The organism is Pantoea ananatis LMG 2665 (assembly GCF_000710035.2).
Lineage (GTDB): Bacteria > Pseudomonadota > Gammaproteobacteria > Enterobacterales > Enterobacteriaceae > Pantoea > Pantoea ananatis.
This window is the reverse complement of the sequence record NZ_JMJJ01000004.1, coordinates 59,265-80,797: the sequence shown is the minus strand read 5'-3', so window position 1 is coordinate 80,797 and position 21,533 is coordinate 59,265. Positions and strand designations below refer to the sequence as shown.

At 55.2% G+C, this 21,533-nt stretch carries 24 protein-coding genes; 9 read left to right on the top strand and 15 right to left on the bottom strand.

Translation table 11 applies throughout. The features are described from left to right. Positions 1-103: 103 nt before the first annotated feature. Genes sbcD through EL29_RS02185 form a run of 3 tightly spaced genes read left to right on the top strand, consistent with a single transcriptional unit; the run spans position 104 to position 5,353 of the window. Positions 104-1,300 carry an exonuclease subunit SbcD gene (gene sbcD / locus EL29_RS02195; protein WP_028714878.1) on the top strand — a complete coding sequence of 399 codons (1,197 nt, stop codon included), beginning with the start codon at positions 104-106 and terminating at the stop codon, positions 1,298-1,300. Further along, positions 1,297-4,971, top strand: a complete 3,675-nt coding sequence (locus EL29_RS02190) for an AAA family ATPase (RefSeq protein WP_028714877.1) — start codon at positions 1,297-1,299, stop codon at positions 4,969-4,971. Before sbcD ends, EL29_RS02190 begins: the two co-directional genes overlap by 4 nt. Positions 4,972-4,981: 10 nt before the next feature. Then, positions 4,982-5,353: a cell envelope integrity TolA C-terminal domain-containing protein gene (locus EL29_RS02185; protein ID WP_019106654.1), complete on the top strand. Its 372-nt coding sequence runs from the start codon at positions 4,982-4,984 to the stop codon at positions 5,351-5,353. A 55-nt stretch (positions 5,354-5,408) separates the two neighbouring features. On the opposite strand, the gene mak is transcribed toward EL29_RS02185, so the two are convergent. Further along, positions 5,409-6,314, bottom strand: coding sequence for a fructokinase (gene mak, locus EL29_RS02180; RefSeq protein ID WP_013024840.1), 906 nt, complete (start codon positions 6,312-6,314; stop codon positions 5,409-5,411). A gap of 144 nt (positions 6,315-6,458) precedes the next feature. Here mak and rdgC point away from each other — a divergent pair, with 144 nt between their 5' ends. After that, complete coding sequence (gene rdgC / locus EL29_RS02175) at positions 6,459-7,370, top strand: recombination-associated protein RdgC (protein ID WP_013024839.1); 912 nt, start codon at positions 6,459-6,461, stop codon at positions 7,368-7,370. Positions 7,371-7,405: 35 nt separating this feature from the next. Here the strand turns inward: rdgC and ppnP are convergent, their stop codons facing one another. From ppnP to aroL, 3 genes are all read right to left on the bottom strand, one after another. After that, the gene (gene ppnP, locus EL29_RS02170) at positions 7,406-7,696 is read right to left on the bottom strand and encodes a pyrimidine/purine nucleoside phosphorylase (RefSeq protein WP_013024838.1); all 291 of its coding nucleotides are present in this window, start codon (positions 7,694-7,696) and stop codon (positions 7,406-7,408) included. A 152-nt stretch (positions 7,697-7,848) separates the two neighbouring features. After that, the gene (locus EL29_RS02165) at positions 7,849-8,040 is read right to left on the bottom strand and encodes a YaiA family protein (RefSeq protein WP_022622674.1); all 192 of its coding nucleotides are present in this window, start codon (positions 8,038-8,040) and stop codon (positions 7,849-7,851) included. Between the two features lie 111 nt (positions 8,041-8,151). Beyond that, positions 8,152-8,676, bottom strand: coding sequence for a shikimate kinase AroL (aroL, locus tag EL29_RS02160; RefSeq protein ID WP_014593048.1), 525 nt, complete (start codon positions 8,674-8,676; stop codon positions 8,152-8,154). Between the two features lie 282 nt (positions 8,677-8,958). On the opposite strand from aroL, the gene EL29_RS02155 reads away from it, so the two are divergent. Further along, positions 8,959-9,678 carry a DUF2076 domain-containing protein gene (locus tag EL29_RS02155; RefSeq protein ID WP_022622675.1) on the top strand — a complete coding sequence of 240 codons (720 nt, stop codon included), beginning with the start codon at positions 8,959-8,961 and terminating at the stop codon, positions 9,676-9,678. Position 9,679: 1 nt separating this feature from the next. Here the strand turns inward: EL29_RS02155 and EL29_RS02150 are convergent, their stop codons facing one another. After that, positions 9,680-10,129, bottom strand: coding sequence for a YaiI/YqxD family protein (locus EL29_RS02150; protein ID WP_014593046.1), 450 nt, complete (start codon positions 10,127-10,129; stop codon positions 9,680-9,682). Positions 10,130-10,425: 296 nt separating this feature from the next. Between EL29_RS02150 and proC the strand changes: the two genes are divergently transcribed. Next, the gene (gene proC / locus EL29_RS02145; protein WP_014593045.1) at positions 10,426-11,238 is read left to right on the top strand and encodes a pyrroline-5-carboxylate reductase; all 813 of its coding nucleotides are present in this window, start codon (positions 10,426-10,428) and stop codon (positions 11,236-11,238) included. Positions 11,239-11,287: 49 nt separating this feature from the next. On the opposite strand, the gene EL29_RS02140 is transcribed toward proC, so the two are convergent. From EL29_RS02140 to EL29_RS02125, 4 genes are all read right to left on the bottom strand, one after another. Beyond that, the gene (locus EL29_RS02140) at positions 11,288-12,820 is read right to left on the bottom strand and encodes an FAD-dependent oxidoreductase (RefSeq protein ID WP_028714876.1); all 1,533 of its coding nucleotides are present in this window, start codon (positions 12,818-12,820) and stop codon (positions 11,288-11,290) included. A 222-nt stretch (positions 12,821-13,042) separates the two neighbouring features. Further along, positions 13,043-13,345 carry a PsiF family protein gene (locus tag EL29_RS02135; protein WP_014606464.1) on the bottom strand — a complete coding sequence of 101 codons (303 nt, stop codon included), beginning with the start codon at positions 13,343-13,345 and terminating at the stop codon, positions 13,043-13,045. A gap of 119 nt (positions 13,346-13,464) precedes the next feature. Further along, positions 13,465-13,719, bottom strand: coding sequence for an anti-adapter protein IraP (iraP, locus tag EL29_RS02130; RefSeq protein WP_014593043.1), 255 nt, complete (start codon positions 13,717-13,719; stop codon positions 13,465-13,467). A 145-nt stretch (positions 13,720-13,864) separates the two neighbouring features. After that, complete coding sequence (locus EL29_RS02125) at positions 13,865-14,056, bottom strand: hypothetical protein (RefSeq protein ID WP_033788602.1); 192 nt, start codon at positions 14,054-14,056, stop codon at positions 13,865-13,867. A gap of 397 nt (positions 14,057-14,453) precedes the next feature. Here EL29_RS02125 and EL29_RS02120 point away from each other — a divergent pair, with 397 nt between their 5' ends. After that, positions 14,454-14,705, top strand: a complete 252-nt coding sequence (locus EL29_RS02120) for a biofilm development regulator YmgB/AriR family protein (RefSeq protein WP_014606466.1) — start codon at positions 14,454-14,456, stop codon at positions 14,703-14,705. Between the two features lie 12 nt (positions 14,706-14,717). Here the strand turns inward: EL29_RS02120 and EL29_RS02115 are convergent, their stop codons facing one another. Further along, complete coding sequence (locus EL29_RS02115; protein WP_028714874.1) at positions 14,718-15,038, bottom strand: hypothetical protein; 321 nt, start codon at positions 15,036-15,038, stop codon at positions 14,718-14,720. A gap of 209 nt (positions 15,039-15,247) precedes the next feature. After that, positions 15,248-15,544 carry an I78 family peptidase inhibitor gene (locus EL29_RS02110; RefSeq protein ID WP_028714873.1) on the bottom strand — a complete coding sequence of 99 codons (297 nt, stop codon included), beginning with the start codon at positions 15,542-15,544 and terminating at the stop codon, positions 15,248-15,250. A gap of 520 nt (positions 15,545-16,064) precedes the next feature. Here EL29_RS02110 and EL29_RS02105 point away from each other — a divergent pair. Together EL29_RS02105 and EL29_RS02100 are read left to right on the top strand one after the other, a co-directional pair. After that, positions 16,065-16,712 (top strand): CPBP family intramembrane glutamic endopeptidase, encoded by a 648-nt coding sequence (locus EL29_RS02105; RefSeq protein ID WP_014606469.1) that lies wholly within the window; start codon positions 16,065-16,067, stop codon positions 16,710-16,712. Between the two features lie 94 nt (positions 16,713-16,806). Beyond that, positions 16,807-17,820, top strand: coding sequence for a LacI family DNA-binding transcriptional regulator (locus EL29_RS02100; RefSeq protein ID WP_019106659.1), 1,014 nt, complete (start codon positions 16,807-16,809; stop codon positions 17,818-17,820). A 25-nt stretch (positions 17,821-17,845) separates the two neighbouring features. Here the strand turns inward: EL29_RS02100 and EL29_RS02095 are convergent, their stop codons facing one another. The 4 genes from EL29_RS02095 to EL29_RS02080 all read right to left on the bottom strand — a co-directional run bounded on the left by EL29_RS02095 (position 17,846) and on the right by EL29_RS02080 (position 21,304). Beyond that, positions 17,846-19,276: a glycoside hydrolase family 1 protein gene (locus EL29_RS02095; protein ID WP_019106660.1), complete on the bottom strand. Its 1,431-nt coding sequence runs from the start codon at positions 19,274-19,276 to the stop codon at positions 17,846-17,848. 13 nt (positions 19,277-19,289) lie between these two features. Next, complete coding sequence (locus EL29_RS02090) at positions 19,290-19,604, bottom strand: PTS lactose/cellobiose transporter subunit IIA (RefSeq protein ID WP_013024822.1); 315 nt, start codon at positions 19,602-19,604, stop codon at positions 19,290-19,292. A 3-nt stretch (positions 19,605-19,607) separates the two neighbouring features. Next, positions 19,608-20,912 carry a PTS cellobiose transporter subunit IIC gene (locus EL29_RS02085; protein WP_014606472.1) on the bottom strand — a complete coding sequence of 435 codons (1,305 nt, stop codon included), beginning with the start codon at positions 20,910-20,912 and terminating at the stop codon, positions 19,608-19,610. Positions 20,913-20,995: 83 nt separating this feature from the next. Next, entirely contained in the window at positions 20,996-21,304 is a 309-nt protein-coding gene (locus EL29_RS02080; RefSeq protein ID WP_028714872.1) for a PTS sugar transporter subunit IIB, read from the bottom strand. Positions 21,305-21,533: the final 229 nt, after the last annotated feature.

The following is a 21,533-nucleotide window of genomic DNA, read 5'->3' as shown; positions in this document are numbered from 1 at the left end:
ACCGGCCTGCAACAACCATTTATGACAACATGACGACATGTTTTGTGGCTTTAGTGACTGAGCCAGTATAATTGCCGGGCAAATCGATTTGGCAGGGAGTTTTATGCGCATTATCCACACCGCGGACTGGCACCTGGGGCAGTTCTTCTATAACAAGAGCCGCGCCGCCGAGCACCAGGCCTTTCTTGACTGGCTGTTAATACAGATCGAACAGCATCAGGTCGATGCGCTGATTGTGGCGGGTGACCTGTTTGATACCGGTACGCCGCCCAGCTATGCGCGTGAAATGTTTAACCGCTTCGTGGTGGCGTTACAGCCCAGCGGCTGTCAACTGGTGGTGCTGGCGGGCAATCATGACTCGGTGGCAACGCTGAATGAATCGCGCGAACTGCTGGCCTGTCTGAACACCCGGGTCGTTGCCACGCCGCAGGAGAGTGACGACGTCATGATCCTGACAACCCGTCAGGGTGAACCCGGCGCGCTGCTGTGCGCGATTCCCTATCTGCGCCCGCGCGACATTATGCGCAGCCAGGCCGGTCAGTCTGGACGGGATAAACAGCTCAGCCTGCTGGAGGCCATCAGCGCCCATTATCAGCGCAGCTTCGCGGCGGCACAGGCGCTGAACATGTCCCTGCCGATCGTCGCGACCGGCCACCTTACCGCCCTTGGCGTCAGCAAAAGTGACTCCGTGCGCGATATCTACATCGGCACGCTGGATGCGTTTCCTGCCTCGGCGTTTCCGCCGGCCGATTACATCGCCCTTGGACATATTCATCGCGCTCAGCGCGTCGCGAACAGCGACCATATTCGCTACAGCGGCTCCCCTATTCCGCTGAGCTTTGACGAGCTGGGCAGCGAAAAAAGTGTCTGTCTGCTGACTTTCAGCCCGCACGGCCTGGAAACCCTGACCCTGCCGGTTCCCACCTTCCAGCCGATGCAGATGCTTAAAGGCTCCCTGGCGCAAATCAGTGAGCAGCTCGCCCACCTTTTCCCTCCCAGCGGAGAGAAGCCGGTCTGGCTCGATATAGAAGTCACCACCCAGGAGTACTTAAGCGATCTGCAGCGCCAGGTTGAAGCGCTGACGGCAGATTTACCGGTGGAAGTGCTGCTGTTACGCCGCAGTCGTGAACAGCGCCAGCACAGCCTGGCGCAAACGGATAACGAAACCCTGAGCGAACTTAAGGTCGAAGAGGTTTTTGCCCGACGCCTGGCGCTTAATGAGGAGCTTGATGACAAGCAGATCGCCCAGGTCACGACCCTGTTTAAGCAGACGCTGGCCGACCTGGAGGCGAACCCATGAAGATCCTCACGCTGCGATTCAAAAACCTGAATGCGCTGAAAGGAGAATGGTTTATCGATTTTCGCACCGAACCTTTCGCCAGTAATGGTCTGTTTGCCATTACCGGCGCGACAGGTGCCGGTAAAACCACCTTACTGGACGCTATCTGCCTGGCGCTGTATCACCAGACGCCGCGCCTGGGTGCGATTTCTCAGGGCCACAACCCGCTGATGACGCGCGACTGCGCCGAATGCCTGGCCGAAGTCGAGTTTGAAATCAAAGGCGAGGCCTGGCGGGCATTCTGGAGCCAGAACCGCGCACGAGGCACGGCCGACGGCAAACTGCAGGCTCCCCGCGTCGAGCTGGCTCGCTGCGCAGATAATCAGATCGTTGCAGACAAAGTGGGCGACAAGCTCAAGCTTACCGAAACGCTTAGCGGCCTGGATTTTGAACGTTTTACCCGTTCAATGATGCTGTCACAGGGCCAGTTCGCCGCATTTCTTAACGCCAAAGCGAATGAGCGCGCAGAGCTGCTGGAAGAGCTGACCGGAACGGAAATTTACGGGCTGGTTTCCATGGCCGCGTTTGAGCGCCATAAAGAGGCCAAAAATGCGCTGGAACTGATGCGCAGTCGGGCAGGCGGCATGGCACTGCTTGATGAGGCGACTCGCGCCGGGCTGCAGCAACAGCAGGCAGCCCTGACTGAGGCCGAGCAGCAACTCAGCCGTCAGTTTGACACCGCTCAGCTTCAGCAGCAGTGGCTGCAGCTGGCACAGCAGCTGAGCGCGGACGCTGAACAGGTGAACGCCGCCCGTCAGGCCGCCGACGCGGCGAGTCAGGCGGCAGAGGCCGATCGCCAGCGTCTGGCACGAAGTGAACCGGCAGAAAAACTGCGCGGTGCGCTGCAACAGCGCGACAACCTGCAGACTGAACGCGCGGAGCTGCAACAGCGTCAGCAGCAGTTAAACCAGCAGATGCAGGCGACGGCCCACGAGCAGCAGCAGTTGCAGCAGCGTTATCAGGAAACCGAAGCGGCGCGCGAACAGGTGCGTTTGCAACAGCACCAGCAGGAAACGCTGCTGAGCGGACAGGTTATTCCACTCGATCAGGCGCTCTCGGCCCTGCAGCAGCAAATTCAACAGCTGCAGCATGAAACCGCACAGCAGCAGGCGAGCTGTACGCAGCGTGAACAGGCGATGCAAACCGAGCACCATAAGGTCAGCGATCTCCAGCAGGCGCTGGCACAGCAGCAGGCGCGTCGGCAACAGCTGGCGGATATGCCGGTTTGGGGCGAAAATCTTCCGCTGTGGCAGGACCGCTTTGCTCAACTGGCCCGCCATGAAACCGATCAGGCGGCGTCGGCACAGCAGATTCAGCAACAGGCGTTGCAGCTTCATCAGCGCCAGCAGCAGGTCGAACAGCTGCAACAACAGCTCGCGCCATTGAAGCAGGCCGGGCAGCTCACGCAGCAGGCCTTGTCTGACGCGGAGAAAGCACTAACATCGCTCCATAAGGCGCATCCTCCCGAAGCCTTGCGTCAGGCCTTAAAGCAGTTAACTCAACAGCGTGACGCACGTCAGACGCTGACGTTACTTGCAGCCCAGTGGCAGCCGCTACATCAGCAGCGCGGTCAGTATGAAAAACGGTTACAGGATCTGGAAAAAGCCTGCCAGCAGGCTGAGGCTGAATTACTGATGCTGCGGGAAACATGGAAGCGGGAGAAACAGCAACTCACCGACGTTGAGAAGATTTGCCAGCTTGAAAGCCATATTGCCGATCTGGAGGAACACAGGGCGCGGCTGGAGGCCGGGCAACCCTGCCCTTTGTGCGGTTCCTGCGAACATCCCGCAGTTGAAACCTACCGCACGCTCGAAGTCAGCGCCAACCAACAGCGCAAAGCCGTGCTGCAAAAACAGGTGGAAGCACTGAGCGAAACCGGTACGGCCAAAAATGAGCAGATAAAACACCTGAAGGGCCAGCAGCAGTCACTGCGCGACGAGCTCGCCAGTGTAGTGCAGCAGCTGGATGCATTGACCCAGCGCTGGCAGGCACTGAGCGGTGAGCTTGCGCTTACCTTCACTCTGAACGACACCGACGCGCTGGACCACTGGCTGCAGGCGCAAAGCCGTCAGGAACAGGCATTAACTACGCAGACAGAGACGCTGGAACACGCCGAGCGAACGTATCAGGCGGCAAAAGAACAGCATCTGCAGCAGCAGCAGACACAGCAGCAACACCAGCAAACGCTGCAGTTGACGCAACAGCAGCTGGAGAACGAACACCAGGCGTTACTGACTTTACAGCGCCATCACCAACAGGCTCAGGCGAATGCTCAGCCGCTTCAGGAGGGGCTGGCGCAACAATTCGCAGGCTTCGGTCTGACGCTGCCTGACAGCGCACAGCGCGACAGCTGGCTGGCTGAACAGCAACAGCGCTGGCAGCAGTGGCAGGAAAGTGAGCGGTTGCTTGCTAACTTGCAGCCTCAGTTGGCACGTGCGGAAAGCCAGGCTGACGCCCTGCGCCAACAGCTGCAGCTTGAGCAGCAGCGCCTGAATCAGCAGCAACAGCAGCTTGCCGCACTGGACCAGCAATACCGCGAAAAACGTCAGCAGCGTGAGGCGTTGTTTGGCGATCGGGATGTCATTCAGGCCCGTCGGCAGATGCAGGAGAGCGTCGAGCATCATGAGGCGCAGCTGACGCAGCAGCGTGAACGGCTGCAGCAGTCTCAGGCTGAAGCCAGCCGCCTCCACGGCCAACTGACGTTGCTGGAGAGCCAGCTACACAGGTTGGGCACTCGCCTGACGGACGCTGAGCAGCACTTCAACGCCGCGCTGGCTGCGGCGGAATTCCCGGACGAGGCGAGCCTGCGGGCCGCGTTGCTTGACGAGCATGAAGCGCAGCAGCTTCGCCAGCGACTGCAGCAGATCGATCAGCATCTGCTCCATCAACAATCCCGCCTGGCAGAGCTGCAGCAACGGCTGGCAACCCATGAGCAGGCTAAACCCGATAAGATGCCTGAGTCCGCCGATGCACTGACCACACAGCTGGAAGCGTTGCGGCATTCCCTGAGGGAGAACGCCAGTCAGCAGGGACAACTGCAGCAGCAGTTGCAAAGCGACGCCAGCCTGCGGACCCAGCAGCAAACGTTGCTGGCTCAGATTGCGCAGGAGGAAACCACGCTGGCGCAGTGGGCGTTGCTTAACGATCTGATCGGCTCGGCGACCGGGGATAAATTCCGGCGCTTTGCCCAGGGACTCACGCTCGATCACCTGGTGGCGCTGGCTAATCGCCAGCTGGATCGTCTGCATGGTCGCTACCTTTTACAGCGCCGCGCCATCGATGCGCTGGAACTGGACGTGGTGGATACCTGGCAGGCGGACAGCGCACGCGATACCCGCACGCTGTCGGGTGGAGAAAGCTTTCTGGTGAGCCTTGCGCTGGCGCTGGCGCTGTCCGATCTGGTCAGCCATAAAACCCGCATCGAGTCGTTATTTCTTGATGAGGGTTTCGGCACGCTGGACGCAGAGACGCTGGATACCGCCCTGGATGCGCTGGATGCGCTCAATGCCAGTGGAAAAACCATTGGCGTGATCAGTCACGTCGAGGCGATGAAAGAGCGCATTCCGGTGCAAATTAAGGTCCGCAAAATGAATGGCCTGGGTTACAGCAAACTTGAATTGCCGGGTACGTAAGAGGTTAATTATGTTGAGATGTACAGGAATTATGGCGGCCACGATGCTGCTGCTGGCAGGATGCAGTCATCATCCTGATGCTTCCGAAGCGCAATGCGCGTCAGGCCTGCCCCAGGCGCAGTGCCAGGACGTGAACCGCTATATTCGCGAGGTCAATGCGTCCGTCATGCGCAATTTTCACAATGCGAAAAACTATGTGGGCCAGCGTTGCCTGGTGACGGCACAGCGTCGCCCGGATGGGCGCTATAACGTGATGCGAACGGAAGGAAATGAGTCGCTGTGCCTGAAGGCCTGGCAGAGCGTCAGCAGCGCGCGGGATATGCCTTTGCCTCCACCGCACGCCCCACAGCAGCTCGTCTTTGCCTTCGCGCCAGTTCGCTGAGCCAGCCCTGTGCATCCTTCAGTATGTTGCACAGGGCCGCAGGCCACGGCGGCGTTTATTCCGGCCACAGCCAGGCCGCGCCGCGCACACCGCTCGAATCCCCGTGCATCGCTTTCAGCACCGGCGTTTCACACTCGCCGCCAAAAACCCATTTCTTCATCAGCGTGGGCACCGTCTGGTACAGGCGGTCCACGTTGCTCATGCCGCCGCCCAGCACAATCACGTCGGGATCGATCAGGTTGACAACCTGAGCCAGGGATTTTGCCAGACGGATTTCATAGCGGCTCATTGCCAGGGCAGCCACGGGATCCTGCTGCTCCAGCAGTTTGACAATCTCAGCGCCTTTGCGCGCCACACCGCTTAACCGCTGATAGTCGATAGCAAAGCCGGTACCGGAAACAAAGGTTTCAATGCAGCCCTGCTGGCCACAATAACAGGGGACTTCCGCGCGGTAACGCAACTCGTCTTCATCCATCCACGGCAAAGGATTATGACCCCATTCGCCCGCATTGCCGTTGCCGCCAATGCGTGACGCGCCGTTTATCGCTACGCCTGCGCCCGAACCGGTGCCGATGATTACCCCAAACACCAGTGCCTGCCCCGCGCCTGCGCCATCGACCGCTTCGGACACGGCCAGACAATTCGCGTCATTGGCTATGCGGATGTCACGATTCAGCGCCTGCGCCAAATCTTTATCCAGCGGCTGACCGTTTAGCCAGGTGGAGTTCGCGTTTTTCACCCGCTGCGTATAGGGCGAAATCGTGCCCGGAATACCTAAGCCTACCGTCCCGGTTTGGCCGGTTTTTTCTTCGGCGAGGCGGACTAAATCAACGATGGCCTGCACGGTCGCCCGGTAGTCGTCACGGGGCGTGGAAATCCGATGGCGAAACAGCTCTTTTCCCTCGCCGGACAGCGCAATCACTTCTGTTTTGGTGCCGCCCAAATCAATGCCTATGCGCACGGTTTATTCCTCATTATTCGTTAGGGTGTTTTCTACACTAAAAGGCGAATGCCTGAAAGGCAATGAAACCGCTCCGATGTTTCGCTATCATGCGCACACTTAGTAAGATTTGTGCGCCCGATCGCGCCACGGTAAGGAATCCCGATGTTGTGGTTTAAAAATATGATGGTTTATCGTCTGAATCGTGACATTCCGTTGTCCGCAGACGACATGGAAAAACAGCTGGAGGCTTTCACCTTCTCGCCCTGCGGCAGTCAGGACATGAGCAAGACCGGGTGGGTGGCACCGATGGGCAATCGCAGCGATGCCCTGACCCACGTCAACAACGGTCAGATTGTCATTTGCGCGCGCAAAGAAGAAAAAATCCTGCCCTCTCCGGTCGTGAAGCAGGCGCTGGAGGCCAAAATCGACAAGCTTGAGGCAGAGCAGAGCCGCAAGCTAAAAAAGACGGAAAAAGATTCGCTGAAAGATGAAGTGCTGCACAGCCTTTTACCGCGTGCGTTCAGCCGTTTCAGTCAGACCTATATGTGGATCGACACCGTGAACAACCTGATCATGGTGGACTGCGCCAGCGCTAAAAAAGCCGAAGACACGCTGGCTCTGCTGCGTAAAAGCCTGGGTTCGCTGCCGGTTGTGCCCCTGACGCTGGAAAGTCCGATTGAACTTACCCTGACCGAATGGGTGCGTTCCGGGGATGTTCCGGCCGGTTTTGCCCTCATGGACGAAGCCGAGCTCAAGGCCATTCTGGAAGATGGCGGCGTGATTCGCTGCAAGAAACAGGATCTGGTGTGCGATGAAATTGCCAACCATATCGAAGCCGGTAAGCTGGTGACCAAGCTGGCGCTGGACTGGCAGGAGCGTATTCAGTTCGTCTTATCCGACGACGGCTCGGTGAAACGCCTGAAGTTCAGCGATACGCTGCGTGACCAGAATGATGATATCGATCGGGAAGATTTTGCGCAGCGTTTTGATGCAGACTTTATTCTGATGACCAGCGAACTGGCGGCCCTGACCAGCAATCTGGTTGAAGCGTTAGGTGGCGAAGCTCAGCGTTAATGCATTTGGCCGCAGATTGCCTGCGGCCGTTCTTCTTAGTCTTTCAGATAGCGGCAAAGATATGCGCTCGGCTCGCCTACCTGCAGATGAAACTCGCTGTGGCCCGGTACGTTAAACACCGATCCCGCCTCAAACCATTTCCACTCTGTCTCACCCGGCAGCAACACTTTCATTGAGCCGCTTACCACGGTCATCTCTTCCGGTTGGGCGGTGCCAAACGTGTATTCACCTTCTGCCATAACACCGACGCTGGCACGGCCGGTGCTCGCACTGTCAAAACCGATGGATTTAACTTTTCCGTCAAAATACTCACTTACATTGAGCATAAACCTTCCTCACAGCACATTAGGGTGACAGGCAGTGTAGAAGGGAACTTGCTGATCTGTCACGCGAAATAGTGAGTGATTGTGATCGCCGCGCGGCAATGGCTGCCGCGGGAACCAGGGGAAATCAATGGCTTCCTTGCCAGAGCAGAGGCTTACTCTTTTTCTACATCTTCATAGCGATTTTTTGCATCATGCGCTTCCTGCTCTGATTCGTGCTCGCTGATTAACGAATCTGGCTTGGGATGGTCGGCCCGCAGTTGCCATGACGTCACTTTTTTGCCTTCGGGGCCTTTTTCCACAGTGACAACGCGCGCTTCTCGGGGGTAAGGAGGTCTTGTCGGCATAATGTGTCCCTCTTCGCTAAATGACATTCCACACGACAGGCGATTGCCTGCCATGGAATAAGTATAGTCAATACGGCGGAAAGGACGGCGAAAGCGGGATAAATCTGAGGGTTAACTGGCACGCGCCAGAGATAACGACTGCAGGATCTGTTCAACGACGCGTTCAGGTGCCAGCATGGCGTTCACCTCGTGATGCGCGGCAGAACGGTACAGGTGCGCACGGGCGCGCAGCACTTCACCCATTTCTTCCGCGATGGGGCGTCCGGTTAACGTGGGGCGCTGAGCATTTTCCGGCTGGCTTTCCAGACGACGGGCCAGGATATCAGGCGGTGCACTTAACCAGATCACCTGACCGTGCTCACGCATATAACGGCGATTACCTTCCGCCAGCACCATTCCGCCACCGGTGGCGATAATGGTTGACGGGGCGGTTACGGCTTTGAGCGAGTCGGTTTCACGCGCACGAAAGCTCTCCCATCCTTCCGCAGCCACAATTTCCGCTACGGTACGCTGCGTCGTGAATTGCAGGTGATGATCGGTATCGCGAAACGCATAACCCAGCGCATGAGACAGGGCTTCACCGATAGTGGTTTTTCCGCATCCGCGCGCACCGATCAAAAAAATGGACAAGGACATCAGGGCAGTTCCTCCGCCGCGCAGCCCATCACAGCTGCAGGTTAGGCTCAATAATAGGACGCATCATAGCGGGAATTTATTTCGTCCTCTACCCATTGAGCGTATTTTACGCATGATTGCACCCAATATTGCAAAAAAACAAATAAATACAGCATGTTAACGATGCACATTTTGTGCATTGGGTAAAAAAGTTTACGTCAGCAACATTTGCTTACCGCCACGAATTTACATTGCTGCACGTCGCCCCCATATACTGTTAACAGTCGCAACGGGAGAGTCATCATGCAACGCGAAGAACAAGAACTGATTGAAAATCTGTTTAGCCGTTTGAAACAAGCTGAAAGCCAGACTGCGGCACGCGATGCTGCTGCCGAACAACTGATCAAACAACACCTGCAGGCGCAACCAGGCGCGCCCTACTATATGGCTCAGGCCATTTTGATTCAGGAAGCGGCACTTAAAAAACTGAATGAGCGGGTTCAGGAGCTGGAAAATCATCTGGCTCAGCAACAGGCTCAGCAACAGCAGCAGCCAAAAAGCAGTGGCGGGTTTTTATCCAGCCTGTTTGGCGGCGGCAGTCAGCAGGCCCAACCGGCTCAGCCATCGCCCCAGTGGAACAGCGCACCGCAACAGCCGCCGCAGCAGCCCTATGCCAGCGCACCTGCGCCCCGTGGCAGTGGATTTCTGGGCGGCGCACTGCAAACCGCCGTGGGCGTAGCAGGCGGTGTGGTCATGGCCGATATGCTGACCAGCATGTTCCACCACTCGCAGCCGGAAGAGATCGTTAACATCATTAACGAACCCCAGTCGCTGCCTCAGGTCGATGACAGCCTGAATACCTTTAATGGCGGGAACGATCAGTCGTTTCTCGATCAGGGAACAGGTGCCGACAATCAGTCCTTCCTGGATCAAAGCAACGGCTGGAGTGACACCTATGCCGACAATGGCGATCTGAATGACTTCGGCGGCAATGATTACGATGACGACGACAGTTTTGTTTGATTTAACGTTGTCGCTGTCTTAGCCAGCTGTCTAGTTCATTGGCAAACTGCTGGCGGTCCCGCGGGCTCATGGCGGCGGGACCGCCTGTCTGTACGCCGCTGGCGCGCATCGTGTCCATAAAATCACGCATCGTCAACCGCTCGCGTATGGTGGCAGGTGAATACCGTTCCCCGCGCGGATTCAGCGCCGACGCCCCTTTTTCAATCACCTCTGCGGCCAAGGGAATATCTGCCGTAATCACCAAATCGCCAGCCTGCACACGCTTCACGATTTCATTATCGGCAACATCAAACCCAGCCGGCACCTGTAGCGTGCGCAACCAGGGCGATGGCGGTACGCGTAAAAATTGATTCGCAACAAAGGTGACCATGGTTTGCGTTCTGTCCGCCGCCCGGTACAGCACGTCTTTTATGACGTTTGGGCAGGCGTCCGCATCGACCCAGATAGACATTGGTGTTCCTTATTCTGGAAAATAGCGACGATGTTAACCTGTTTTGCAAAACGGGGTTAAGTAAAATTCCCCGGCTTCCGCTATGGCCAGATCTCGCGTTCAGAACGCACGTCAGCCCCCCGAATATCGTCAACGATGAAGGGAGTGCTCAACGCGCGTTCACCACAAAAACGTGCCGCCATCACTCTCTTTTGCTCTCTGGCACCGGCCGCCGTGCGTTACCGCTAACTTGTTATTAATCCTGTCTGCAGTAAGCTACAGCGTTGATAACGGTGAAAACAGGAAAGGAGACGGTGATGCTGGAAAAGAAAATCGGATTTATTGGCGGTGGCAACATGGCAAAAGCCATCATTGGCGGGCTGATAAACAGCGGGCAAATGACACCGTCAGCTATCTGGATTTACGACCGCAAACCGAGCACCAATCAGCAAATGGCCGAACAGTACGGTATTAACGCCGCGGAGAGTGCGGAAGCGCTGGCCCAGCACGTGGATATTCTGTTTGGTGCGGTCAAACCCAATGTGATCCTCAAAGTGCTGAAAGAACTGGCTAACAGCCTGAAAAAAGAGGCAGTAGTCGTTTCAATTGCCGCGGGCGTGACGCTGGATAACCTGGCTTCCGTGCTGGGGCACGATCGTAAGATCATTCGCGCAATGCCAAACACCCCTTCCCTGGTCGGTGAAGGCATGACCTCCGTTACGCCCAACGTGCTGGTTGAACAGAGCGAGACCGATGAAGTGGTCGCGATATTTGAGAGCTTTGGTCAGGCGGCGGTCGTCGATGAATACCTGATCCACTCGGTGGTTGGCGTCAGTGGTTCAGCTCCGGCTTACGTGTTTATGTTTATTGAAGCCATGGCCGATGCCGCCGTGGCGGGCGGCATGCCGCGCGCGCAGGCTTACCGGTTTGCGGCCCAGGCCGTGAAAGGCTCCGCACAGATGGTGCTGGAAACGGGTAAACATCCCGGTGAGTTGAAAGATATGGTCTGCTCGCCCGGCGGCACCACCATTGAAGCGGTGAAAGTGCTGGAAGAAAAAGGCTTCCGTTCAGCCGTGATCGAAGCCATGCAGCAGTGCATGGCGAAGTCGGACAAGCTGAGCCGCAGTTAACCGACATGTCTGGCAAACATGCCGTTTGCCAGACGGTTTTACGGGCCCATTATTGTGCAGAATGGTGGGCCTGATACCATGCCAGTGCCTGTTCCATCGTCATGGGCTCCTGCATCTTTTCGACCAGCGCGGCGGTCAGCGTGTAGAGTCCACACGAGAAAACCGCAGCCAGCCGCCCTTCCTTGCCGTAAAAGGCCATAAACGTCTTCTCTTCCAGCGATCCCACCTGCTGGTAGTCGTCCCAGTCTGTGGCATGACCAATATATTCATAGCGGGTACCATAATGCGCGGTCCAGAAAAACGGCACGCGGTCATAGTGATGAATATTTCCCAGCATATTCATTGCTACGGTCTGGCCCTGCTGCTCTGCCACGCGAAAATGCTCGATGCGCAGCGGCCCCTGGGCGGAAGGATAGGTTGCAATATCGCCGGCTACCCAGACGTTTTCTGCCACGCGTAGCTGCTCATCAGTTTGCAGGCTGCCATCTTCAACCCGCGGCAGGTCGTGAATAAACGAGGTGGCCGGTTTAACGCCGGTGGCGAACAGCACCACATCGGCAGCGATCTGCTGACCGGTTTTTAACCGCACGCCCGTCACGTGGTTTTCGCCCTGAAGCGACGCAATCTCACCTTCCACAAATGTTACGCCGTTGGCCTGATGCAGTTGATGGAAATAACGGCCGATCGCCTCACCAAACTGCGCCGCAAACGGCAGCGCGTGACGTGCGATGACGGTCACCTCAACGTCACGGTTACGCAGCGACGAGGCCAGCTCCATGCCAATAAAGCTGTTACCGATAATCACAATCTGCTGGCTTCGATCGACGGCCGCTAGCAGGGACGCGGTATGCTGCTTGTTGCGCAGAATATGTACGCCCGCTAAATCAGCGCCGGCAAGCGACGGCTTGACAGGTTCTGCGCCCGTTGCAATTAATAATTTATCGAACTGCAACGTGCTATCGTCGGCAAACACCAGACGGTGCGCCTCATTATCAACTCGCTCAACGCGCTTTTGGATGCGCTCGACGTGATCGAGTATGTCACTGCCAAGCAGCGACGGCACATCATCGATATCCATTTTGCCTGAGGGAACAAATTTCGTCAGCGCCGTGCGGTCGTAAGGGGCTTCAGGCTCACTCTCTACCAGCACCAGGCGGCCCTTAAAGCCGTCGTGGCGTAATCGCCACAGTGCCGCACTCCCGGCCGCGCCCCCGCCCAGTACCACAAAGACCGGGGCGCTGGCACCGCTGCCCACTGGCGAAGCAGGTGACATCGCTTTAGGGTTAACCAGAATCTGGCCATTTTCGATGCGAACGGGATACTGTTTCAGGTCGGCCAGCGCCAGCGGCTCGCACATTTTACCGCTGCTCAGTTCAAACGCCGCTTTATGCCAGGGACAGATGAGCCTGTCGCCGCAGATAGCGCCCTGCTCAAGCGGCGCGCCTGCATGAGGGCATTTTGCCTGGAAAGCCTGGACGCTGTCAGCCTCACGGATGAGTAAAAACTCTGTTTCACCCAGCTTTTTTTTAACCGGCTGACGTTGCGGTAAATCCTTGAGAGCAATAACAAATTGATAGTTCACGACATGGCTCCTTTTCCAACCGTCACGGGTAAAAGCACCGCGCCCGAACGCGCGCGGCGCAATCCCTTATAAACAGTAAGTGTGGCAAAGGATTGGAAAAGCTTGCGCCTCAATGGCGATTTTTTTCGCTAATCATCTGTTTCTTCAGTAATTAAAAGCGTGCTGTAGCGCACTGATGGCAGGCGATGAGAGGAGGCGGCCACCGAAATGGCCGGCTGAGTCTTAGCTTTTTTTGAGGCACTGACTCATAAAGGTTTTACGTGCGTCACCGGTCAGCTTTTTATCTCCGGCCTGGAGATTACAGGTTTTCATTTTTATTTGTTGCGGCGACATGTCCGCAACTTTGCTGTCTTTCTTCAGGCAATCGCTCATAAATTGCTTACGCACATCGCCTTTTAACGATTGGCTGCTGGCATGTTCATTACACATCGCCATTTTTTGCTGCTGCGGCGTTTTATCTGCCGCGCTGGCGTGGCTGCTCATCATTATTCCTGCCAGGACTATCATCAGGATATTGCCTTTCATTGTTTTCACTCCGTTGTGATAAAGACAGTATTTATTCTGGCATGCCAGAAAAGAATCAGACGACTTTTGCTTTGGAATAATACAGAGATCGCAATTTTATTCTGGTGATCGGCGTGATTTCAGCTGTGGGGCCGGTGAAGTAATCGGGTGACAGCGTTTTTTAATAACGCGGCATTGTGATCGTTGTGATCCACTCCGGCATGAATCATGGCCGTATCAATGCTGTTAACGAGGGACTGATGCTGCTCAGGCGGCATCATGCGCAGCATTGCGGTGATCACAAGTTCCAGCGCTTCGATCTGCACGACCTGCTCTTTAGACGCCTCTTCTTTTTCTGCCAGCGTAATTAATAGCTCAGCAATCAGATTTTTCATGCCGGTGCCTCTTCAGCAGGGTGAAGAAAAAAATATCACCCGCCAGAATAAAAAAAAAGGAATTTTTTATTCTGTTTATCAGTACATTAAAATAACAGCGCGGGGGCGGTGTTATCTTATTCTATTTATTGTGAGCGAAACGTTTTTATTCTACTGACAAGCGAGGCGTAACCATTTTGTCATCATGGTAAGCGTCGATAAATGCCTTGTTTTTGCTGCCAGCACGTTCTGCATTTAACTGGCAAAGCGTATCTGACACTTCTCTGGCCACGGAAAGACAGGGCAGGAAATCTTTCAGCGTCACCGCCTCTCGAAAGGTCAGATCCCGCAGTCCCATGCCACGAACCCTGCAGATTCCCTCTCCACACTACGCGTGTGTCGGGCGATGTTTCCCGAGGTAAGCACGATTTTTTTTCCTCTGCCCCGGGTTTTTTCTGCGGTAATAATAAACTTATTAATCAGTTAACTACGTGCTAAAACCCTGACGTAACCTGGCGGCATTATTTGAAAATCACTCATCACATTTGAAAAATATTTCAGGTTGTTACTGACAAGACGTAACGGCAGACCTATGTTTAAAAAACCGCCAGATTCGTGCGGGACGTGGGTCGTTCTGATCAACGTAATGCGCCCGATTAAACCCTTGCCGTGCATATCGGGAGCCACTAACTCACCTGACTCTGCCTGCTGCGCATTCGCGTACCGGGCGGGCTGTCTGTTTGCGGAGATGGAGAATGAGAGTGCAATCTAACAGCGCCAGCCGTGCTATCACCGATTATTTCAACAGCCCGGACTGGAATGTCCCGCCAGAGTCGGATTTGCTGGCCGTTATTATGCGGGAACTGATGGAAGCCGGACAGCCCACGACCAATAAAGCCGTTATCGCACGCGTGATCAACAAGCTGGAATTTGAAGGGGATGAGCAACGCCTGCAACGCTATCGTGCCCTGTTAGCCCGGCTGATGGAGGCGCGGCCCCACGAGTGAGCCGCTGTTAACTTACTTCGCCAGCCGGTACTGGTTGGCCTCGCTTACGCTGGCCCGACCGCTGCTGCGCTGAAACAGGCAAAGCTCTCGTCCCCGGCGGTTTTTCATGTGCTTCTGCGGATAGAGCCCTTCAAGCAGTAACGCGCTGTAGCCTACGCTGTCATCGTACTCAACAACCTGACCCAGTACTTTTACCTTGCTTAAGGTGCTGGCGTTGATGCACGCCTGCCGCATCACCTGCTGGCTTTTCTGCCATGCCTCCGGGCTTAAAGCCAGGGCAACCGGGCTGACCAGCAGCAAAAATAAGACTGAAATCCTCTGGAAATATTCCATGCGTTGCTCCTTCTTCGGGCTTAACCAGAAAAAAAATTCCCGCCTGAGCGGGAATAAACAAGACGAGCATTGCATATTGATGTAACGAGGAAATCCTTACCCTGTTGATTGAACCGATCGATAACGGTTATCGCCTACCCACAGGGTACAGGCGTTATCTTCGCCTGACGCCATGACAACTCTATGACAATGCGCTGTTTATTTGCCACTTAACCGCAATAGACACGGCTGATATTACCGCTTTTGTCGGCCATAAAGTTCAGACGGGTGAAATTAAAGTCCATCGTTACCGCTGAATTCCACGGGATGGCACGCACTTTTTGCGTGAAACGCTGATTATCGATGGCAGACAACGGCTTGCCCACAAAGTGTTGATACTGAGATGCGCCACAGCTGTCCGCCTGCGCATCCAGCGGCACGGCGGCCTTGTCGGATTGTGTGGCCGACTGGCAGCCCGTCAGCAGTAAAAAACCGGCGGCCACCAGCACTTTTCCATAATGATTCACGTGTTTTCTCCTCATGGACGTGTAAAACCTGACTCCGAAGAGTAACAAGCCTGTCAGCAGGTATGAACCGCTAAAATCAAACTTACCGCACAATACCAGGGATTAAATGCTAGGGAATGCGGTTATTGACAGATGAATCGCACTTGCTGGCTAAAATTACCGCGAGAAGCCTCTGATAGTATTTGCGGAATCACCCATGACACGATGAGTTATTGAGGAAGCGCGAGTGGAACTGATCCTTTTTATTAGCTTTGCCCTCTTGTTGACCCTGATCGCGGTCAGCATCCGCTAGCCAGTAATCATGCCCTTGGTGCTGCACGTCTTTTTTTCAGGCTGCAGCGCAAGCGTCTGGCAGCCTTTTGCAACCCTCTCTGACGGTGGGTTTGCCCCCTGAATCCATGCACATCAAACCGGCATAACGCCCTGACGGCGTTGAACAAAAAATATTGTATCGTACGCTCTCTCGACAGCGATCCGACGCGTTGCTACTATGCGTTTATCATCGCTGGCTGGGTCGCCTATGAACACCAATTCCGACAGAGTGACGCTGACACTGTTTTATGTCGGCAGCTTTGTTGTCTATTACCTCGTTACCATGCTGATTACCCTGTTTCCGAATTACGGTATTCTGCGTAATGACGGTTTGCTGGTGCCTGTACTCTGCCTGTTCGAGTTTGCGGTCATCTATCCGCTGTATCGGTTCTACTGCCAGCGTCGTACGGATATTCCATTGGGCTTTTTACGCTCAGGTCAGACGTTACTTTTTATTGGCGCCCTGTTTATTTTAATGGCGGCGCAAACCCAGTACTTACAGCCTGAAGGCTGGCTGGTCGCGCAAACGCAGCAGGGACGCAGCTCGATGCTTATCCTGTTGCTCACCGCCGTCTTGCTGGCCCCGGTATTTGAAGAAGTGCTGTTTCGCGGCTTTTTGTTGCAGGGCTTTCTGCTCTGGGCACCCAACAGCCGTTTTGCCTGCATGCTACTGACCTCCCTGCTCTTTGCGCTGATGCATACGCAGTATGTTCACTGGGAAACCGTGGTAGCGCTGACGCTCTTCTCTCTGCTGCTTTGCTATGCCCGCCTGCGCAGCAATTCGCTGGCCTTGCCGGTCTTTCTTCATACGCTGAACAACCTGATTGCTATCCTGCCCGCCTGGTATTTCGCCTGACAGGCATCATTTTTTTATTGCCCCTCCGTCAATAACCTGCGAAAAATCAGCTAGTATCCTTTTTTAACCGCAGGGATGGATGGTCTGTAAGCCAATGATTACCATGCTGGATGTGGCCCGCAAGGCCGGAGTTTCTAAAGCCACCGTCTCGCGCGTGCTGGCGGGAAATCGTTACGTCAGTAAAAGTACGCAGCAAAAGGTCTATCAGGCCATTGCCGAAACCGGTTATCGCCCCAATCTGCTGGCGCGCAGCCTGGCCACGCAAAAGTCCCAAAATATTGGCTTAATTGTTACCCACTCGCTTTTTAACGGCCCCTACTTCAGCGAGCTGCTGTTTCAGGCTGCCACCCTGACCAATAACTACGGTCGCCAGTTAATTCTGGCTGATGGCAAAACCTGCGCTGACGACGAGCGCGCCGCAATTGAGTTTCTGCTCGACCTGCGCTGTGACGCGATCATTATCTATCCCCGCTTTCTGGACACCGAGGCACTGGATGCCATTATCGAGCAGCACGATATCCCAATTATGGTGGTGAATCGCCAGCTGCCGCGTCATCCGGCCCACTGTGTCTGGGCTACACATCAGCACAATACCTTTCAGGCGACGCGTTATCTGATCGCGCGCGGGCATCACGACATTGCCTTTATTCGTGGTATGACGGGTTCCCCTACCGCGGCCGCTCGCCTGGCAGGTTATGAGCAGGCCCTGGCTGAGCAGGGGCTTGCGGACAGGGCCTGCATCGTGCAGGGCGCGTGGACGCCGGCCAGTGGGATGGCGGCGGCAAAGCAGCTGCTGGACGCGGGCGTGACATTCAGCGCCCTGATGGCGAGTAACGATGACATGGCAATCGGGGCCGCGCTGGCGCTTCACGCCGCGGGAAAACGGCTGCCACAGGATGTTTCTCTGCTGGGATTTGATGATATCCGTATGGCCGAGTTTTTCCTGCCGCCGCTGACCACCGTGCATGTGCCGGTCGCAGAAATGATTCAGCACACGCTGGCGCAGCTGGTCGCCATGCTGGAAGGTCAGGAGGTGGAAGCCTTGCCGCCCTTTAGCGGCCATCTGATTGAGCGCGCCTCGGTCACGGACGGGCCTCATAAGCGGTAAGTCGCGGCATCCCTGCCGCGCTGTCTCAGTAGTCCACCGACGCGTTCAGCGTTGCGCCGTTACTGCGAATCAGCTTCTGATACCAAAAGAAGCTTTTTTTGCGGTAGCGTGCCAGGTCCTTTAACGCTTTTTCATCGCGGTTCACATAAATAAATCCGTAACGTTTGCTGATGCCCTGATGGGTACTCACCAGATCAATAGCAGACCACGGGCAATAACCGAACAGCTCGACGCCATCGGCAATGGCCAGCTGCAGCTGAGCGATATGCTCACGCAGATAGTCGATACGGTAATCATCATGCACCTTGTTGTCGGCCGCCAGGGTATCAAACGCCCCTAAGCCATTTTCGGTAACGATGAGCGGCAAGGCATAACGTGCATAAATCTGGCGCGCGGTAATGCGAAAGCCTACCGGATCGATATACCAGCCAAACTGATTTTGCTGCAGATGCGGATTATTACAGCCCACGTAGACGGAGCGGTCGATGCCGGCCATTTGCTGATCGGCATGGGGCCGACTGTCGGGGTCATGATGTTCGCCCTCTGCCCCGACGGTGGCCGAAGCATAATAGTTAAAGGCGATAAAATCGGGCTGACCGGCAGCGATGATGGCCATATCCTCATCCTCGATCGTCGGAAGCCAGCCGCGCTGTTTTAAGAAAGCCCATACCACAGGGTTGTAGCGCCCGTGAACGGCTAAATCCAGATAGAGCCAGTTTCGGATTGCAGAGAAATTGTCCGCCGCCAGCACATCCTCTGGCCGCGAGCTTGCCGCATAGACGCAGGAAATATTCGGTGCCGGGCCAATTTTAGCGTCTGGCAAGCGTTCGTGGCAGGCAATCATCGCCTTTGCCTGCGCCAGCATCATGTGGTGATTTTGCTGATACAGGGTTTTCTGTGGATCGGCGGTGCCAGGCGGTAACGTCCCGATCACGTCGCCTTTCAGGATCATCATGTTCTGTTCGTTGATGGTCAGCCAATATTTGACCTGGCTGCCAAACTGCTCAAAACAGGTAATGGCAAAACGTTCAAATGCCGCTACCGTGCGGCGAGAAGACCAGCCTCCGTCCTGCTGCAGGGCCCAGGGCAGATCGAAGTGATAAAGCGTGACCAGCGGTGTAATACCGTGCCGGCAAATTTCATCAATTAACTGCTGGTAAAAGGCCACGCCCGCCTCGTTTAACGCGCCGTCGCCTTCCGGGTAAAGACGGCTCCAGGCGATGGAGAAGCGGTAGGTTTTTAGTCCCATTTCCGCCAGCAGGGCGATATCCTCTTTAAAGCGGTGGTAGTGGTCACTGCAAACGGTAAAATCCGTAATTGCCTGGCTGAACGTGGCTTTGTCGATAACCGACGGCCCTTTACCATCTGCATCCCATCCGCCCTCCACCTGATATGCCGAGGTCGAGGCGCCCCAGAGAAAACCGTCCGGAAATGCGGTCAGTGTCGAATGTTGCATAAAATCTCCTTTTTTAACGTGCGGCAAGCTCCCGACGCAGTTGAATAATTTCTTCTGCCAGCTCGCGGCAAAGCATCGCGTTCATCAGGTGATCCTGGGCGTGAACCATAATCAAGTTGACCGGGATTTTTCCGCTGCCCTCATCAGCACCGATGAGCCGGGTCTGTATCTGATGCGCCGCCTTTGCCGCCGCCGTCGCGGCGGTCAGCATGCTGTCTGCTCGTTCCCAGTTTTGCTGACGAGCTGCACGCAACGCTTCCATCGAGCAGGAGCGCGCTTCGCCCGCCTGAATAATCAGTTCGATTACCGTGCTTTCATCGATTTCCATGCATTACTCCTTTACCGGTTGTGCTGCACTCAGTTCCTGCTGCAGCAGTTGACGCTCGTACATTTTAAAAAACGGGTAGTAAATCAACGTGGCAATCGTCACCAGCACGGCAATCAGCACGATGACGCGCCAGTCCCAGCCGGTTGACCAGGCCGCACCAATTGGGGCGGGCGTGGTCCACGGCGCCAGCGAAATGACGTGGTTAATCAGATTAGTTTTAGTGGCGACCCAGGCAATGACGGCATTGACCAAGGGAGCAAGAACGAAGGGAATAAACAGAATGGGGTTCATCACGACGGGCGAGCCAAAAATAACCGGCTCGTTGATGTTGAACATACTGGGCACGATGCTGAGTTTGCCAATGGAGCGCAGATGGGCAGACTGGCTTCGCAAATAAAGTAATACCAGCCCCATGGTGGAACCGGAACCGCCAATCACGATAAAAAACTGCCAAAAGGGTTCGATAAACACATGGCTGACAGGCTCACCCGCATTCAGTGCCTGCTGGTTCAGGCCGAGATTGGTCAGCCAGAAGGCCTGCAAAATCCCGCCGACAATCACGGCACCGTGAATGCCTGCGAACCACAACAGGTGGCACAGCAGGACGGCGACCAGCACGGCGGGCAGTGAATCCGAGGCGGAGATGATCGGAGAGAAGATCGCCATGATAGCCTGCGGCAGCAGCATGCCAAACTGTGCCTGTACCCACAGGCTAAGCGGAAATAAGGTAATAAAAATGGTAATGATGGGAATGAGCAGGTCAAAGGACTGACGAATTTTCGGCGGCACCTGTTCGGGTAATTTAAAGCCGATGTTGTGTTTCTGCAAAAAGTGCATCAGCTCCGTGGCAAAAAGCGCGACCAGAATGGCGGTAAAAATCCCCTCCCCGCCCAGCGATCCTACCGGCAGCATTTTGCCCGTTTGCGGTGCGGCCACGACCAGAAACGCCATCAGCGACAGGCTGGCCGCCATAAAGCCGTTCATCTTATAGCTGTTTGCCAGGTTGTAGGCGATAGCACTGGCGATATAGAGCGCCATAATGCCCATCGTCATGTTGTACGGCATCATGATTTGTTCTTCATGTGCCTTGACCATGCCGAGCCACCACTGTGCGAAGGCCCAACTGCTGTCTGCCGAAAAAGGAGGATGCGCAAACAGCAGCATGAAGGAACCCACAATCAGAAACGGCATTGAGGCAATAAATCCATCGCGGATGGCGATGACGTGGCGCTGGCTGGAGAGGCGTCCCGCCAGCGGACTGATGCGGTTTTCGATAACGCCGAATAACGATTCGCTTAAGCGGCTCATCCCTTAACTCCTGCTCAGGAAAACGAGAATAACGCTGCACAGGCAAATACAGGCCTGCGATATATTTTTCAGTTTCTTACTCATCAGGGATGAATAAGCTTAAGTGCATCACTTAATATCTTTTCACCCTTCATCATTCCGTAATCCATGCTGTTAATCACTGCGATGGGTTTACTGTGTTGTTGGGCGACAGGCTCAAAATCCGCCAGCTTATATTTAATTTGCGGCCCCAGCAGGCAGCAGTCATAGTCGGCAATAAGATTAGTAAACTCTTCAATTCCCACAGCTTTTATCTCTACCGCTATGCCTTGTTCTTTAGCGGCTTTTTCCATTTTCTGTACCACCATACTGGTGGACATTCCGGCGGCGCAGCACAGCAAAATCTTTGGCATTGTTAATTCCTCCGTGTGATGAATGATTAACGAATACACAGGGTAAAGATTTTCTGCAACCGGTTTCAGATTTGCATGTCAGAAGTGTGAGAAATATCAAAACGTACCGGCATCGCTGTTGAGCAATAAAACCTACAACAGGCGCGATCATTTTCTGACCCTGAACATCGTCACGGCAGAGATAAAAATCGATGGGGTTGCGGCGTCAGAAATTAACGCGACGGCGTGG

Bases quoted from the DNA above. Each gene is read 5' to 3' on its own strand.
- sbcD (WP_028714878.1), top strand. From the start codon at position 104: ATGCGCATTATCCACACCGCGGACTGGCACCTGGGGCAGTTCTTCTAT.
- EL29_RS02190 (WP_028714877.1), top strand. From the start codon at position 1,297: ATGAAGATCCTCACGCTGCGATTCAAAAACCTGAATGCGCTGAAAGGA.
- EL29_RS02185 (WP_019106654.1), top strand. From the start codon at position 4,982: ATGTTGAGATGTACAGGAATTATGGCGGCCACGATGCTGCTGCTGGCA.
- rdgC (WP_013024839.1), top strand. From the start codon at position 6,459: ATGTTGTGGTTTAAAAATATGATGGTTTATCGTCTGAATCGTGACATT.
- ppnP (WP_013024838.1), bottom strand. From the start codon at position 7,696: ATGCTCAATGTAAGTGAGTATTTTGACGGAAAAGTTAAATCCATCGGT.
- EL29_RS02165 (WP_022622674.1), bottom strand. From the start codon at position 8,040: ATGCCGACAAGACCTCCTTACCCCCGAGAAGCGCGCGTTGTCACTGTG.
- aroL (WP_014593048.1), bottom strand. From the start codon at position 8,676: ATGTCCTTGTCCATTTTTTTGATCGGTGCGCGCGGATGCGGAAAAACC.
- EL29_RS02155 (WP_022622675.1), top strand. From the start codon at position 8,959: ATGCAACGCGAAGAACAAGAACTGATTGAAAATCTGTTTAGCCGTTTG.
- EL29_RS02150 (WP_014593046.1), bottom strand. From the start codon at position 10,129: ATGTCTATCTGGGTCGATGCGGACGCCTGCCCAAACGTCATAAAAGAC.
- proC (WP_014593045.1), top strand. From the start codon at position 10,426: ATGCTGGAAAAGAAAATCGGATTTATTGGCGGTGGCAACATGGCAAAA.
- EL29_RS02135 (WP_014606464.1), bottom strand. From the start codon at position 13,345: ATGAAAGGCAATATCCTGATGATAGTCCTGGCAGGAATAATGATGAGC.
- iraP (WP_014593043.1), bottom strand. From the start codon at position 13,719: ATGAAAAATCTGATTGCTGAGCTATTAATTACGCTGGCAGAAAAAGAA.
- EL29_RS02125 (WP_033788602.1), bottom strand. From the start codon at position 14,056: ATGGGACTGCGGGATCTGACCTTTCGAGAGGCGGTGACGCTGAAAGAT.
- EL29_RS02120 (WP_014606466.1), top strand. From the start codon at position 14,454: ATGAGAGTGCAATCTAACAGCGCCAGCCGTGCTATCACCGATTATTTC.
- EL29_RS02115 (WP_028714874.1), bottom strand. From the start codon at position 15,038: ATGGAATATTTCCAGAGGATTTCAGTCTTATTTTTGCTGCTGGTCAGC.
- EL29_RS02105 (WP_014606469.1), top strand. From the start codon at position 16,065: ATGAACACCAATTCCGACAGAGTGACGCTGACACTGTTTTATGTCGGC.
- EL29_RS02100 (WP_019106659.1), top strand. From the start codon at position 16,807: ATGATTACCATGCTGGATGTGGCCCGCAAGGCCGGAGTTTCTAAAGCC.
- EL29_RS02095 (WP_019106660.1), bottom strand. From the start codon at position 19,276: ATGCAACATTCGACACTGACCGCATTTCCGGACGGTTTTCTCTGGGGC.
- EL29_RS02090 (WP_013024822.1), bottom strand. From the start codon at position 19,604: ATGGAAATCGATGAAAGCACGGTAATCGAACTGATTATTCAGGCGGGC.
- EL29_RS02085 (WP_014606472.1), bottom strand. From the start codon at position 20,912: ATGAGCCGCTTAAGCGAATCGTTATTCGGCGTTATCGAAAACCGCATC.
- EL29_RS02080 (WP_028714872.1), bottom strand. From the start codon at position 21,304: ATGCCAAAGATTTTGCTGTGCTGCGCCGCCGGAATGTCCACCAGTATG.